At 71.3% G+C, this 13616-nt stretch carries 13 protein-coding genes and 1 pseudogene; 10 read left to right on the forward strand and 4 right to left on the reverse strand.

Translation table 11 applies throughout. The annotated features are described in order from the left end of the window. Positions 1–5: 5 nt before the first annotated feature. Positions 6–326 (reverse strand): WhiB family transcriptional regulator, encoded by a 321-nt coding sequence (locus tag ACFY1H_RS12810; protein WP_220246148.1) that lies wholly within the window; start codon positions 324–326, stop codon positions 6–8. 223 nt (positions 327–549) lie between these two features. Here ACFY1H_RS12810 and ACFY1H_RS12815 point away from each other — a divergent pair, with 223 nt between their 5' ends. The 5 genes from ACFY1H_RS12815 to ACFY1H_RS12835 all read left to right on the forward strand — a co-directional run bounded on the left by ACFY1H_RS12815 (position 550) and on the right by ACFY1H_RS12835 (position 5039). Beyond that, positions 550–1458 (forward strand): MerR family transcriptional regulator, encoded by a 909-nt coding sequence (locus tag ACFY1H_RS12815; protein WP_386946874.1) that lies wholly within the window; start codon positions 550–552, stop codon positions 1456–1458. Between the two features lie 9 nt (positions 1459–1467). Next, positions 1468–2325 carry a hypothetical protein gene (locus ACFY1H_RS12820; RefSeq protein ID WP_386946439.1) on the forward strand — a complete coding sequence of 286 codons (858 nt, stop codon included), beginning with the start codon at positions 1468–1470 and terminating at the stop codon, positions 2323–2325. A 131-nt stretch (positions 2326–2456) separates the two neighbouring features. After that, a complete protein-coding gene (locus ACFY1H_RS12825) occupies positions 2457–3053 on the forward strand; it encodes a response regulator transcription factor (protein WP_020662719.1) in 597 nt (198 codons plus the stop codon). A gap of 420 nt (positions 3054–3473) precedes the next feature. Continuing rightward, positions 3474–4046, forward strand: coding sequence for a sigma-70 family RNA polymerase sigma factor (locus ACFY1H_RS12830; RefSeq protein ID WP_220247347.1), 573 nt, complete (start codon positions 3474–3476; stop codon positions 4044–4046). Then, on the forward strand, positions 4047–5039 hold the full coding sequence (locus tag ACFY1H_RS12835) for an anti-sigma-D factor RsdA (protein ID WP_386946441.1): 993 nt from the start codon (positions 4047–4049) through the stop codon (positions 5037–5039). It abuts the gene before it with no gap. 375 nt (positions 5040–5414) lie between these two features. On the opposite strand, the gene ACFY1H_RS12840 is transcribed toward ACFY1H_RS12835, so the two are convergent. Continuing rightward, positions 5415–5810 carry a DUF5319 domain-containing protein gene (locus ACFY1H_RS12840; protein ID WP_220247349.1) on the reverse strand — a complete coding sequence of 132 codons (396 nt, stop codon included), beginning with the start codon at positions 5808–5810 and terminating at the stop codon, positions 5415–5417. A 129-nt stretch (positions 5811–5939) separates the two neighbouring features. Between ACFY1H_RS12840 and guaB the strand changes: the two genes are divergently transcribed. The 3 genes and pseudogenes from guaB to ACFY1H_RS12855 all read left to right on the forward strand — a co-directional run bounded on the left by guaB (position 5940) and on the right by ACFY1H_RS12855 (position 8551). Then, positions 5940–7451, forward strand: coding sequence for an IMP dehydrogenase (gene guaB, locus ACFY1H_RS12845; protein ID WP_360597460.1), 1512 nt, complete (start codon positions 5940–5942; stop codon positions 7449–7451). A 225-nt stretch (positions 7452–7676) separates the two neighbouring features. After that, a pseudogene (locus ACFY1H_RS12850) lies at positions 7677–7976 on the forward strand (DUF3574 domain-containing protein); the annotation flags it as partial. 77 nt (positions 7977–8053) lie between these two features. Further along, positions 8054–8551 (forward strand): hypothetical protein, encoded by a 498-nt coding sequence (locus ACFY1H_RS12855; RefSeq protein ID WP_366575690.1) that lies wholly within the window; start codon positions 8054–8056, stop codon positions 8549–8551. On the opposite strand, the gene ACFY1H_RS12860 is transcribed toward ACFY1H_RS12855, so the two are convergent. Next, a complete protein-coding gene (locus ACFY1H_RS12860) occupies positions 8454–9731 on the reverse strand; it encodes an MFS transporter (RefSeq protein WP_366575689.1) in 1278 nt (425 codons plus the stop codon). The two genes, ACFY1H_RS12855 and ACFY1H_RS12860, sit on opposite strands and share 98 nt — an antisense overlap. Before the next feature lie 181 nt (positions 9732–9912). Between ACFY1H_RS12860 and ACFY1H_RS12865 the strand changes: the two genes are divergently transcribed. Beyond that, positions 9913–11052 (forward strand): GuaB3 family IMP dehydrogenase-related protein, encoded by a 1140-nt coding sequence (locus tag ACFY1H_RS12865; RefSeq protein ID WP_366575687.1) that lies wholly within the window; start codon positions 9913–9915, stop codon positions 11050–11052. 78 nt (positions 11053–11130) lie between these two features. Here the strand turns inward: ACFY1H_RS12865 and ACFY1H_RS12870 are convergent, their stop codons facing one another. Continuing rightward, positions 11131–11712: a GNAT family N-acetyltransferase gene (locus tag ACFY1H_RS12870; RefSeq protein ID WP_366575963.1), complete on the reverse strand. Its 582-nt coding sequence runs from the start codon at positions 11710–11712 to the stop codon at positions 11131–11133. A 172-nt stretch (positions 11713–11884) separates the two neighbouring features. Here ACFY1H_RS12870 and ACFY1H_RS12875 point away from each other — a divergent pair, with 172 nt between their 5' ends. Beyond that, positions 11885–13591, forward strand: a complete 1707-nt coding sequence (locus ACFY1H_RS12875) for an FAD-dependent oxidoreductase (protein ID WP_386946444.1) — start codon at positions 11885–11887, stop codon at positions 13589–13591. The last annotated feature ends 25 nt before the right edge of the window (positions 13592–13616 follow it).

Raw genomic sequence — 13616 nt, forward strand, 5'->3', positions numbered from 1 at the left:
CGCGCTCAGCCGCCGGACATGCTCAGCGCTCGTTTGTCCTGCTTGATCAGGTTCTCCCGCTCGGACTCCGACAGTCCGCCCCAGATGCCGTAGGGCTCGTGCACGGCCAGTGCGTGCCGCCGGCACATGTCGAGCACCGGGCAGGCCAGGCAGACCGCTTTCGCCCTGGCCTCACGGCGTGCCCTAGCCGGCCCCCGCTCGCCGTCCGGGTGAAAGAACGCCGCGCTGTCCATCCCCCGACACGACCCCTCCAGCTGCCAGTCCCACATATCTGCGTTGGGACCGGGGAGCCTGCGCGTGTCTGCCATCCTGACCGCCTCCGTCATCCGGTCGATGCCATTAGCTGCTCTGCTGTGGTGCCGATACTCCATTCGGTGCAACGGCGGTAACGTTAGAAGCGCGCCAATAGTTGTTCAAGAGCTTCGGGATGATTCAGCCGTTAGGCATCCCCCGGAATGGTGAGCAGGGGTTTTGGCTCCGGTTGCCGTGACTCTCGCGGGCCTGGATATTGGCCGGGTGGGATCCGGAGCGCGTGAAGGAGAACCCACCCTGCCGGTGGCCTCGGTCGCTCGCCGGCTCGGGGTCGCCCCGTCGACCCTCCGTACCTGGGACCGCCGCTACGGGCTGGGCCCCAGCCGCCACACCGACGGCAGGCACCGCCGCTACGGCAGCTCCGACATCGACCGCCTCGAGCTGATGCAGCGCGCCCTGCTCCGCGGCGCCTCGACCGCCGAGGCCGCCCGCTACGCGCTGCAGCAGATGCCGCGTACGGAGATCGTCCCGCCCGCCGACGAACCCGCGACGCCGGCGCACCCCGCGCCCGCCGACGGCGAGGTCCCGTCGCGCCTTGCCCGCCGCCTGAGCACGGCCGCGCTGGCCATGGACGTCGGCGCCGTGCAGCGCATGCTCGCCGAGGCCCTCGACGAGCTCGGCGTGCTCGCCGCGTGGTCGGGGGTGGTCGAACCAGTGCTCACGGCCCTCGGCGCGCGCTGGCGCGGGGTCAGCGCGGGCGCCGAGGTCGAGTACCTGCTGGCCGAGTGCGTCTACGCGGCGCTCGTGCGCGCGACGCCCGTGCTCGACGCGCCCCTCAACCTGCGTCCGGTGCTGCTCGCCTGCGTGCCCGAGGAACGCGACACCATGCCCGTCTACGCGCTCGCGGCGGCGCTGGCGGGGCGGCGGATCGGCGCCCAGCTGTTCGGCGTGCCGCTGCCCGCTGAGGTCCTGGCGGTGGCCGTGCGACGCAGCGCGCCCGCCGCCGTGGTCCTCTGGGCGCACCGGCGTGACGTGGCGGACCCGCGGCTGTTCGCGCGGGTGTCCCGTGGCCGTCAGCGCAGCCGGCTGTTCGCGTGCGGGCCCGGCTGGGACGTCGCCACGCTGCCCGACAAGGTCGAGCTGCTCGCCGACCTGCCGGCCGCCGCGGGCCGCGTCGAGCACGTTCTTGTCGGGGCGGGGCGCTAGAAAGGTCCCGTGCTCCGAACCTTCCTCGCCGAGCTCGCGTTCGGCGATCTCGTGCCGCCACCGGTGCCCGTCACCGCGCCGCCCTCCGCCGAGCCCCGGCAGCGGCTGCTGGCCGCCGTCGTGCTCGGCGCCCAGGGCCGCTACGCCGCCGCGGCCACGGCGCTGGCCGACCTGCGCCGGAGCGCCGACCCCGTGATCGCCTCGCTGGCCGCGACCACGCTGGCGTCGCACCGCCGTCAGCTCGGCGGGCACGTCGCTGCGCGGGCGCTGGACGGGGAGGCGCTGGTGGCGCTGGACGGCGCCCGCTCGCAGCCGGACCCGGACGGCCTCGACGCGGCCGGCGCACGAGCCGACGCCCTGCTCGGCCTGGCCGCCGACAACCTCGCCCTGGGCCGGCTCACCGCCGCCCGGCGCCTGGCCGCCCGCGCGGCGGAGGCGGACGACCGCTGGCGCGCCACCGTCCGTGGCGGCTGGGTCGGCGCCGAGATCGCGCTGGCCGCCGGCCGTCCGGGGGAGGCGCTCGAGCCTGCGCAGCGAGCTGCGGAAACGGCGCGGGTGCGCGGCTCGCACCGGCACATCGTCAAATCCGACATCGTGTTCGGAGTCGCACTCGCGACGGCCGGGGAACCGGAGCAACGCGCTACTGCACTCGACGTCGTCACAAATGCCGCCATGACCGCCGAGAAATACGAACTCTATTCACTTATTTGGGTGGCGACACGCGTAGCGGCCGATCTGGACCCCGGACACGCCGAGAAGTATCGATTCAGAAGCCGCGAGGTGTTGCACGCAGTGTTACGGCACGCAGATCCTTGCGTGATGCGGATCGCAGAGGATTCACCGTGGGTGCCCGACAGGCCGGGTTGAGCCCTCTGGAAACGCCGTTCCGGCATCCGGGCTAAGAAACTTCAAAAAAAGCCACCGGATCGTGTCAAGGTTCGGGCTAAAGCGTCCGATAGGGGAAGTGGAATGTCACCCGGCTGCAGGAAGGAAACCCCGTGACGACGGTCTTGATCTGCGACGACCGACGCAGTGTCCGCGAAGGGCTCACCCGTGTGATGTCCGCGGTCCCAGGGGTCAGTCGCATCGACTGCGTAGCGCACGGTGACGAGCTGCTGGCCCGGTACACCCGTCAGCCGGTCGACGTCGTGCTGGTCGGGACGCAGCGCGCGGTCCCGACGGGCGTCGAAGCCACTCGGCGGCTCGTCTCCGCGAACCCCCAGGCGAACGTCATCGTCTTCGGTGCCCCCGACGACGCCGGCAGCATCGCCGCCGCCATCGCCGGCGGTGCCCGCGGCTACCTCCGCTGGGACGCCTCGCGCCCCGAGCTGGTCGCCGCACTGGCCCACACGCTCGCCAGCACCTCGGTGCCGGCGCCGCGCCAGCCGTCGGACCCCGGCGTGCAGCTCACCGAGCGCGAGCTGCAGGTGCTGCGCGGCATGAGCCAGGGCAAGAGCAACGGCCAGATCGGCCGTGAGCTGTACCTGTCCGAGGACACGGTGAAGACGCACGCGCGGCGGCTGTTCCGCAAGCTCGGCGTCCGCGACCGCGCCCAGGCCGTGGCCCACGGTTTCCGCCGTGGCCTCGTGTCCTGAAGCCAAGTAACTGCTAGACCACGCTCTGCGTGACAGGTTGTCCGTTCTGATGCCACGGTGACGACGGGCCAGGGTTGCCGCCCTGGCCCGTACCTGTGTCCTCGGGTCTTGACCTGTGTCATCGGTGACGGATGTGTCACCTGTCACGTTCGTCGCCTTCGTCCCCACCGCTCGGGCAGGCTCCCAGCCGGCGCCACCCTCCCGGGCAGCAAGCCGTACCCCGCAGGTCAGCCGCTCGTTGGTCCTCTGATCGAGGTGTGCGGTGCGGCCGGGTCCACGACGCGGCACGCCGGTGACCACCTCTGGCGGTTGTCGGAGAGGTCGCCGACGGTACGGTAACTGTCACCGGCGGGCGGGGCACGATGACCACGCGCCGGATTCTTTGCACGCCTACACGTAACACTGGGACTGTTGTCTGCGATGGCCAATGTGGGGGATGGACTGGATGAGCCGGTCGCCGCTGCCGTAGAGGGAGATCCTCAGGCGGTGGACCGGCTACTGGCGGCCATCCGCCCCCTGGTAGTGCGGTATTGCCGTGCTCGGGTTGGCAGGCAGGAGCGTTCGTTCGCTTCGGCAGACGATGTTGCGCAGGAGGTGTGTCTCGCGGTGCTCACGGCATTGCCTTCGTACCGTGAACAAGGCCGCCCGTTCCTGGCTTTCGTCTACGGGATCGCCCAGCACAAGGTGGCCGACGCGCACCGCGCGGCGGCCCGCAACCGGGCTGAGCCGGTGGCCGAGGTCCCCGACGAGGTCGAGGTCGGCGTCGGTCCGGAGCAGCGCGCGTTGCAGGGCGAGCTGAACGAGCGGATGGCACAGCTGCTGCAGGTGCTCCCCGACAAACAGCGCGAGATCGTCGTGCTGCGCGTCGTGGTGGGCTTGTCGGCGGAAGAGACCGCGGAGGCCGTCGGGTCGACGCCGGGTGCCGTTCGAGTGGCCCAGCACCGAGCGCTTGCCCGCCTGCGTAAGGTGCTCGCCGCCGAGGAGGTGATCTGAGTGACTGATCACGACGACGATCGTGACCTGTCGCCGTCCGCGTTCACGAGCGGCATGACGGCCTACGACCCGGAAGCCGACGGTGACCTCACGGCCATCCAGGCCGACGACGCGCTGCTCGACGCGCTCGGAGGCACGGACCCGGCCATCGCCGACGGGCTCGGTGACCAGGAGCTCAACGCGCTGCTGCTCGCGTGGCGCCGCGACATCGACAGCGAGCCGCTGGCCGAGCTGGTCGACGTCGACACCGCCGTCACCACGGTGAAGACCGCTTCGCTCGCACGCAAACGCGCCGACCGCAGCCGCCGGCGCCGCATCCTGGTGCCGGTCGCCGCCGCGTGCGCCGCGGTGGCCATCGCGTTCGCCGGCACCGGCCTCGCCGCCCGCGACGCCCAGCCGGGCGACACGCTGTGGGGCCTGACCAAGGTCCTCTACACCGACCACGCCCACTCGGTCGAAGCCGCCGCCGCGGCGAAGCTCGACCTCGAGAAGGCCAACCTCGCCCTGGCCGACAACCGCCTCGCCGATGCCCGCAAGGCCCTCGACGACGCTCAGGCCGCCCTGAACCAGGTCACCGACGACGAGAACCGCGACCAGCTGCTGGAGCAGCACCGCCAGCTCGCCGCCCAGCTCGGTGACCCGATCGCGCCCACCACGGGGGGCCAGAACCCGCCGAACAACCCGGCCACGCCGCCGCCGGCCAACAACCCGGCCAGCACGGCGTCGCAGCAGCCGAGCGGCCAGCCGACGTCCCTGCCCGGCACCGGCTCCACCAGCCAGCCGGACACGACCAGCGTCGTACCGCCGCCTCCGCCTCCGCCGCCCCCGGACACCACCACCGTCACGCCGCCGCCGTCCACGACGCCCACCGACGTCACGGGCAACGACCCCGGCAGCGGCAGTGGCAGCCCCCGCAACGAGTCCTCGGAAAGCGGGACGGTCGGCGGCCAGAACAGCGTCGGCGGCCAGAGCAACACGTCGGAGAACCCGTAAGGCTCAGCATCGAAAAACGCCCTGGCTCAGGCCGGGGCGTTTTTCGTGAGCGGGTGTTGCCGGCAGGGGTGGGCGACCGGTTGTCCACAGAGTTGCCAAGTTGTGGACAGCTTCGCGCTTCGGCGGCTTGAACAGCGGTTTTGTCGGGGGTGGCCGATAGACTGGGCTGGGGATGGCCCCCTGGGAGGGCGGGCTGCGTCCTTGCTGCCGCGTCTGGTCAGAAGCCCCGGGCTCCCACCCGCAGCGGCAAACCCGAGAACAGCCGAACCGCCCCGGTGACACGAAGGTCACCAGGGTCGTTCGAGCGCGGGCCACCGAGACGAGAACGGCCCTGGTGAGCAGTCTCACCAGGGCCGTTCAGCGCAACCGCAAAGCTCAGTACGCGCTCTCGTTCGCCGTCACGCCGTCGGCGAAGCCGCGGCAGTAGTCCCAGCTCACGTAGTCGCCGGGGTTCGGGTCGAAGGCCGGTTCGTGGGGGCGCATGCGGCCGTCCGCGAGGAGCTGTTCGAGGCTGGCGCGCAGGAGGTGCCAGTCGTGGTAGTGGGGTTCGTCGCATTCGCCGCAGTCCACGACGATGCCGCGGACGCCGCGAGGCTCCAGGAGGGCTTGGTACACCGCCAGGTCGGAGAGGTCGGCCAGCAGCTCGGTGCGTTCGTCCGGGCTGATGGGCTCGTCCAGCTGGTCTTCGGGGTCGAGGAACGCCCGGGCCGGGTCGTCCGGGTCGTCCGCGAAGGGGTCGGGGGGCAACACGTCGTGCGGCACGGCCTGCACGGTACCCGCCGTGTGGCGCCCGTCCCCACCCACCCGGGTCAGGGGCGGAGCCCGGATATCATGAGGGGAAGGCTCAGCCAGCCCCTCGGCCAGATCGCTCACCCCCGCCAGGAAGGCCCTTCGCCCGCTATGACCAGCGAAAGCATCACCGCCCCCGTGCCCAGCAAGTTCGCGATGCTGGGCCTGACCTTCGACGACGTGCTGCTTCTGCCGGCCGAATCCGACGTGGTGCCCAGCGGGGTCGACACCAGCACCCGCCTCACGCGCAACATCACCCTCAACGTTCCCCTGGTCTCCGCCGCCATGGACACCGTCACCGAGGCCCGCATGGCGATCGCCATGGCGCGCCAGGGTGGCATCGGCGTGCTGCAGCGCAACCTGCCGATCGACGAGCAGGCCGCCGCCGTCGAGGTGGTGAAGCGGTCCGAAGCCGGCATGGTCACCGACCCGGTCACCTGCTCGCCCGACGACACGCTGGCCGAGGTCGACGCCCTCTGCGCCCGCTTCCGCATCTCGGGCGTCCCCGTGACCGACGCGTCCGGCTCGCTCGTGGGCATCATCACCAACCGCGACATGCGGTTCGAGGTGGACTACACGCGTCTGGTCAGCGACGTCATGACGAAGGCGCCGCTGATCACCGCGCAGGTCGGCGTCACGGCCGACGCGGCCCTCGGCCTCCTGCGCCGGCACAAGATCGAGAAGCTGCCGATCGTCGACGGCGCGGGCAAGCTCCGCGGCCTGATCACGGTCAAGGACTTCGTGAAGACCGAGCAGTACCCCAACGCCACCAAGGACACCGACGGCCGCCTGATCGTCGGCGCGGCCGTGGGCGTCGGCGCCGACGGGCACAAGCGCGCGATGACGCTGGCCGAGGCCGGCGTCGACGTGCTGATGGTCGACACCGCCCACGGCCACTCCCGCGCCGTCGTCGAGACCGTGAAGCTGCTGAAGAAGGAGCTGGGCGACACCGTCGACATCGTCGGCGGCAACGTCGCCACGCGCGCGGGCGCTCAGGCGCTCGTCGACGCGGGCGTGGACGGCGTGAAGGTCGGCGTCGGCCCGGGCTCGATCTGCACCACGCGCATCGTCGCCGGTGTCGGCGTGCCGCAGATCTCCGCGATCTACGAGGCCGACCAGGCCTGCCGCCCGGCCGGCATCCCGGTGATCGGCGACGGCGGCATCCAGTACTCCGGCGACATCGCCAAGGCCATCGCGGCCGGCGCGTCGACCGTGATGCTGGGCAGCCTGCTCGCCGGCACCGCCGAGTCGCCCGGCGACCTGATCCTCGTCGGCGGCAAGCAGTTCAAGGTCTACCGCGGCATGGGCTCGCTCGGTGCGATGCAGTCGCGCGGCCAGGGCAAGTCGTACTCCAAGGACCGCTACGCGCAGGACGACGTGCTCAACGAGGACAAGCTCGTCCCGGAGGGCATCGAAGGCCGCATCCCATTCCGCGGGCCGCTCGCCAACGTCGTGCACCAGCTCGTCGGCGGCCTGCGCGCGGGCATGGGCTACGCGGGCGCCGAGACGATCCCGCAGCTGCAGGAGGCGCAGCTCGTCCGCATCACCGCGGCCGGGCTGAAGGAGAGCCACCCGCACGACATCACGATGACCGTCGAGGCCCCGAACTACTCCGCGCGGTAACTCGTTCGGATCTTCCGGACATCCCGCCCGTCCCGGCACACTTCGAGACGTTGATCTTTCTCGGAGGGGGCGGGCGGGATGTCCATTTCACGACGGGTTGTGCTGATGGTCACGACGGCGGCGGCACTGCTGGGCGCAGGTGGGGGAGCGGCGGTGGCTGCGCCGGCCAATGCCCCCGCGCCCGCGACCGCTGATCGCGGCGACGTCTAAAAACGCACCGAGCTCTACTTCGGCACGGGCAAGCCGGACGGCGGCGTGGTCAGCGAAGCGGACTTCGCCGACTTCACCGCGAAGGACGTCACCCCGCGCTTCCCTGACGGCTTCACCCAGCTCGAAGGCACGGGCCAGTACCGGATCGCGTCGGGTGAGATCACGCGCGAGCACTCGATCGTCCTCGTGATCCTGTACCCGTTCGACGATCGCGACGCCGACACCGACCTCGAGCAGATCCGCACGGACTACAAGAAGCTGTTCCAGCAGGAGTCGGTGCTGCGAACGGATTCCGTGGAGCGCGTCTCCTTCTGACACGGATTCCGGGCCCCCGAACGCTGAGCGGCATTTGTCCCCTCACGGCGACGGCCGCGGTGCGGCTGAGTGGTGCGGTGAAAGCGGATCGTCTCGCCGAGTTGTTCGTGGTCGTCGTCGGCTTCGCCATGCCGGCGGCCGTCGGGGCCGGCGTCGTGGTTCAGGTCGCCGGGCCGTCGCACGTCGAGGCGGCCCACGTCGTGAGCTGCGACGAGGTGCGCGACCCCGACAACCCGCCCACGCGCTACGTCCTGCGGTTCCTCACGGCGGGCGGCGAGAACGTCGACATGCTGAGCGTGGATCCGGCGCTCGACACCCGCGTCGGCACCGCCGTGGAGCTCACGCGCTCGAACCGGTCCGGCGCGGTGCGCGAGGTGCGCCGCGGCGACGAGGTGGTCGGGGTGCGCACGTCGTCGTTGATCGGGCCGGTGTGGGGTGGCCTGGTCGGGGTGATCGTGCTGGCCTACGCGGTGTTCCTCATGGTGCGGGGCGGGAAACGGGCGCTGCCGGTGTCGCTCGCGGTGGGCCTGCTTTCCGCGGTCGCGGGGGCCGTGGCGGGCGCGACGTTGTTCTGACCCGCCAGAGCAGCACGGGCGTGGCCAGCATCAGCAGCCCAGCCAGGCCGATCGCTTCGCGCGTGCCGAGCCACGCGCCGAGCGCACCCCACACCAGCGTCAGCGCGGCCCGCGTCGCGCCGCCGGTGATGCTCCACGCCGACAGCACGCGGGCGGCGCGCGAGGTTTCCGTCTCCTGCAACCGGTAGGTGGCGGACACCGGGTTGAAGATGCCGATGGTGAGGATCAGCCCGAACTCCACGAGCATCACGAACCCCAGCCCGGCGAGCCCACGCGGGGTGAACCCGAGCGCCACCGGCCAGATCACGCGCAGCGTCCCGGTGACCAGCAGCACGCGGTCCGGGCCGAAGCGCGCGGTGATGCGGCGCGACAGCCGTGAGCCGAGCAGCCCGCCCAGGCACGGCACGCCGAACGCCAGCCCGTACTGCCACGCCGCGAACCCGAGCTCGCGCAGGAGCAGGACCGCGAGCAGGGGCGAGGTCGCCATGATCAGGCCGTTCACCAGCGTGGTGTTGAGGAACAACGCGCGCAGCCGCGGGTGACCGAGGATGTAGTGCCAGCCGTCGAGCACGTCCCTGGTCCGGACTGTCGCCGGACGCGCGGTGGGCGGCGGCTCGGGCGTGCGGATGGCGCCGATCGCGAGCGCGGACAGCAGGTAGCTCACGCTGTCGAGCACCACCGTCGTGAGTGGTCCGAACACGCCGATCAACGCCCCGCCCGACGGCGGCCCGACGGCGGTGGCGGTCCACTGCGTCGATTCGAACCGGCCGTTGGCCACGAGCAGGTCCTCGCCGGTGGCCAGGCCCTTGAGGTAGGCGCCGCTGGCCGCGGTGAACACGATGTCCGCGGCCGCCACAACCACCGACACGGCCACGAGCTGCCCGAACGTGAGCCCGCCGAGCGCGTACCCGAGCGGCAGGGTGAGCAACGCGACGAACCGCAGGAGGTCCATCGCGACCAGCACCGGTCGTTTGCGCCGGAACTCCACCCACGGCCCGAGCGGCACGGCGATCAGCGCGCCGACGGCCAGGCCCGCCGCGGCGAGCACCGAGACCTCGGTGGTGCTGCTGTGGAGCACCGTCACGGCGATGAACGGGAACGCGTCGAGCGCGAGCCACGTGCCCGCGGTGCTCGTGGCGTATGCGAGCCACAACCTCCGGAAGTCCTGCCCCAGCGCCACTCTCGTCCCCCTGTCGTCGTCCGACGCATCCAACAGCGCGCGAAACGGCGGTGGCAAACAACCTCGTGACGTGGTGCACAACCTGCGGTTGTTCGCCCTCGAAAGAGGCCCCGTGCGTTGGTCACCCACGCGGACTAGCGACAATGGACGACGTTGTCGTCGGTGCGAGAAGGGACATCACGTGCGGGATCTGGTCGAGATCGGGATGGGTCGCACCGCTCGGCGGGCGTATGACCTCGATGACGTGGAGATCGTGCCCTCGCGGCGCACGCGGTCGTCGTCGGTGGTGTCGACCTCGTGGCAGATCGACGCGTACCGCTTCGACCTGCCGCTGGTCACGCACCCGACCGACGCCATCGTGTCGCCGGGCACGGCCGTCGCGATCGGTGAGCTGGGCGGCCTGGGCGTGCTCAACGCCGAGGGCCTGTGGGCGCGCCACGCCAACGTCGAGGACGCCATCTTCCGGCTGGTCCGCGCCGCGGAGGACACCGAGGACCCCACGGCCGTCGTCCGTGAGCTGCAGGAGCTGCACGCCGCGCCGGTCCGGCTCGACCTGCTGAGCGAGGCGATCAAGACCGTCCGCGAGTCGGGCGTCACGGTGGCCGCGCGCGTGAGCCCGCAGCACGCCGCCGAGCTCACCCCCGACCTGCTGGCCGCCGGCGTCGAGATCCTCGTGGTGCAGGGCACGATCATCTCCGCCGAACACGTGGAGCGCGACGCGGAACCGCTCAACCTCAAGGAGTTCATCGGCCGCCTCGACGTGCCCGTGATCGCCGGCGGCGTGAGCGACTACCGCACGGCCATGCACCTCATGCGCACCGGCGCGGCGGGCGTGATCGTCGGCCACGGCTACACCCCGGGCGTCACCAGCACCGACCGCGTGCTCGGCATCGGTGTCCCCATGGCCACCGCCATCGTCGACGCCGCGGCCGCCCGCCGCGACTACCTCGACGAGACCGGCGGCCGCTACGTCCACGTCCTCGCCGACGGCGGCATGACCACCTCGGGCGACATCGCCAAGGCCATCGCCTGCGGCGCCGACGCCGTGATGCTCGGCGCGCCCCTGGCGACCGCCTCCGACGCCCCCGGCCAGGGCCTCTACTGGACCGCCGCCGCGGCCCACCCGTCGCTGCCCCGCTCGCGCGTCGTGGCCGGCCCGGACTCCGACTACGCGGTGGACCTGAAGACGCTGCTCTTCGGCCCATCGTCCGACGCCGAGGGCGTGGTGAACCTCTTCGGCGCGCTGCGCCGCGCGATGGCGAAGACGGGGTACTCGGACCTGAAGGAGTTCCAGCGGGTCGGGCTGACGGTCCGCCGCTGATCGTTCGCTTGCCGAGGCCCCCGCGTCGTGGACGTGGGGGCCTCTTTCACGACCTCAGGCTTTCACGACTTCAGGCTTTCAGGACGCTGTGCGGGACGCCCAGTGCCGGCCGCGCCTCGGGGTGCGCCAATGCCGTCCGCGCTCGGGACGCAGGGGACCGCGCCGCTGGTGCGCAGCGAACCGGGCCGCGGTGAGTCCCATCAGGACGGGATATCGCACCTCCCCGAGGCGCAGCTCGGTGTCGCGTGGCCGGCCCTCCTCGCGGAAGCCGAGTTCTCCGTGCAGCGCAAGGGAAGCGAAGTTGGCGCCGTTCACGCTCACCACGCACTCGCGGTAGCCGCGCTGCTCGAACATGACCGTGAGCAGCACGGTGACGGCGTCGGCGGCGTACCCGCAACGGCGGTGCTGCGGGCCGATCCCGATGCCGTAGCTGAAGCGGCGCGTCGCCGGATCGGCCTGGATCCACATGGACCCGACCACGGCCCGGCTGTGCCACGCCTCGATGGCGAAGTGGAAGTCGTCGCCGGAGTCGGCGACCCGGCCGCGGTGCGCGGCCCAGTGCCGATAGCCGCCGAGGCGCAGGTCGTGGCCACGCGCCGCGTCGCGGTCGAACCCGGCGAGCACGCGGTGGTCGGCGGGGCGGATCTTGCGCAGGCGCACCTTCAAGCCGGTCTGGCTCGCCTCGCCGGCCCGTCGCCGGGCTCGGACCGAATTCACCGTCATCGGCGGGCATCGTATCGGTTGGCCGAGTCCGGCTTCCGCGGTTCGGCCATGTAACCGGCGAGTAACTTACCTCTGGTCAGAAGGACATCCCCGGGTTACGCTCGGACCTGTGACTGCCAGTAACACCACCACAGCGCAGGGCGGGCCCGACTACGACGTCGTCGTGGTGGGGTCCGGGTTCGGGGGCAGCGTGGCGGCGCTGCGGCTCACCGAGAAGGGCTACCGCGTCGCCGTGGTGGAGGCGGGGCGGCGGTTCGCGGACGACGAGTTCGCGAAGACGTCGTGGGACCTCAAGCGGTACCTGTGGGCGCCGCAGCTCGGGTGTTTCGGCATCCAGCGCATCCACATGCTCAACGACGTGATGGTGCTGGCCGGCGCGGGCGTCGGTGGTGGGTCGCTGGTGTACGCGAACACGTTGTACCGCCCGCTGAAGCCGTTCTACGCCGACCGCCAGTGGGCGCACATCACCGACTGGGAGGCGGAGCTCGCGCCGCACTACGACCAGGCGAGCCGGATGCTCGGGGTGGTCACGAACCCGACGCTGACGCCGTCCGACGTGGTGATGCGTGACGTCGCCAAGGACATGGGTGTGGGCGAGTCGTTCCACCTGACGCCGGTGGGCGTGTACTTCGGCAAGCCCAGCGAGACCGTGCGCGACCCGTTTTTCGGTGGCGCCGGGCCCGACCGCGTCGGCTGCACCGAGTGCGGCGCCTGCATGACGGGCTGCCGCGTCGGCGCGAAGAACACGCTGGTCAAGAACTACCTCTACCTCGCCGAGCAGGACGGGGCGAAAGTCATCCCGCTGACGACCGTCTCGTCGGTCGAGCCGGTGGGCGACGGCTACCGCGTGACGTTGCAGAAGACCGGCACGCGCTCGAAGCGCTTCAGCACCACCGTGACGGCGGGCCAGGTCGTGTTCGCCGCGGGCACGTGGGGCACGCAGAACCTGTTGCACCGCATGAAGGACACGGGTGCGTTGCCGCGGTTGTCGCGTCGGCTCGGCGAGCTGACGCGCACGAACTCCGAGGCGATCATCGGCGCCGCGCGCACCGCGGTCGACTCCGCGCGCGACTTCAGCCGCGGCGTGGCGATCACGTCGTCGATCCACCCCGACGAGAACACCCACATCGAGCCCGTGCGCTACGGCAAGGGCAGCAACGCGATGAGCCTGCTGCAGACCGTCGCCACCGACGGCGCTTCGCCGGTGCCGCGCTGGCGCCAGGCGCTGACGTTCCTGGTCAAGCACCCGCTGCAGTCCGCGAAGCTGCTCAACGGCTACCGCTGGAGCGAACGCACCGTGATCCTGCTGGTGATGCAGAGCCTCGACAACTCCATCACCACGTACACGCGGCCCGGGCTCTTCGGGCGGCGCAAGTACACGTCGAAGCAGGGTCACGGCGAGCCCAACCCGAGCTTCATCCCGGCCGGGCACGAGGCCAACGTCCGCACGGCCGAGCGCATCGGCGGGATGCCGGGCGGCACGTGGGGCGAGATCTTCGACATCCCGCTCACGGCCCACTTCATCGGCGGCGTGCCGATCGGCGACAGCGCGGAGTCCGGCGTGATCGATCCGTACCACCGGGTCTACGGCTACCCGGGACTGTCCGTTGTGGACGGTTCGGCGATCACGGCCAACCTCGGCGTGAACCCGTCGCTGACGATCACGGCGCAGGCCGAGCGGGCGTTCTCGTTCTGGCCCAACAAGGGTGAGGTTGACCAGCGACCGGCGCAGGACGCGGCGTACGCACGGTTGGACGCGGTGGCGCCGAAGAACCCGGCCGTTCCCTCCGACGCCCCGGCCGCGCTGCGCCGATAGCTCCCACGGCCGATAGCTCCTACGA

Origin of the sequence: Amycolatopsis sp. NPDC001319 (assembly GCF_042896185.1) — a bacterium.
Taxonomy (GTDB): domain Bacteria; phylum Actinomycetota; class Actinomycetes; order Mycobacteriales; family Pseudonocardiaceae; genus Amycolatopsis.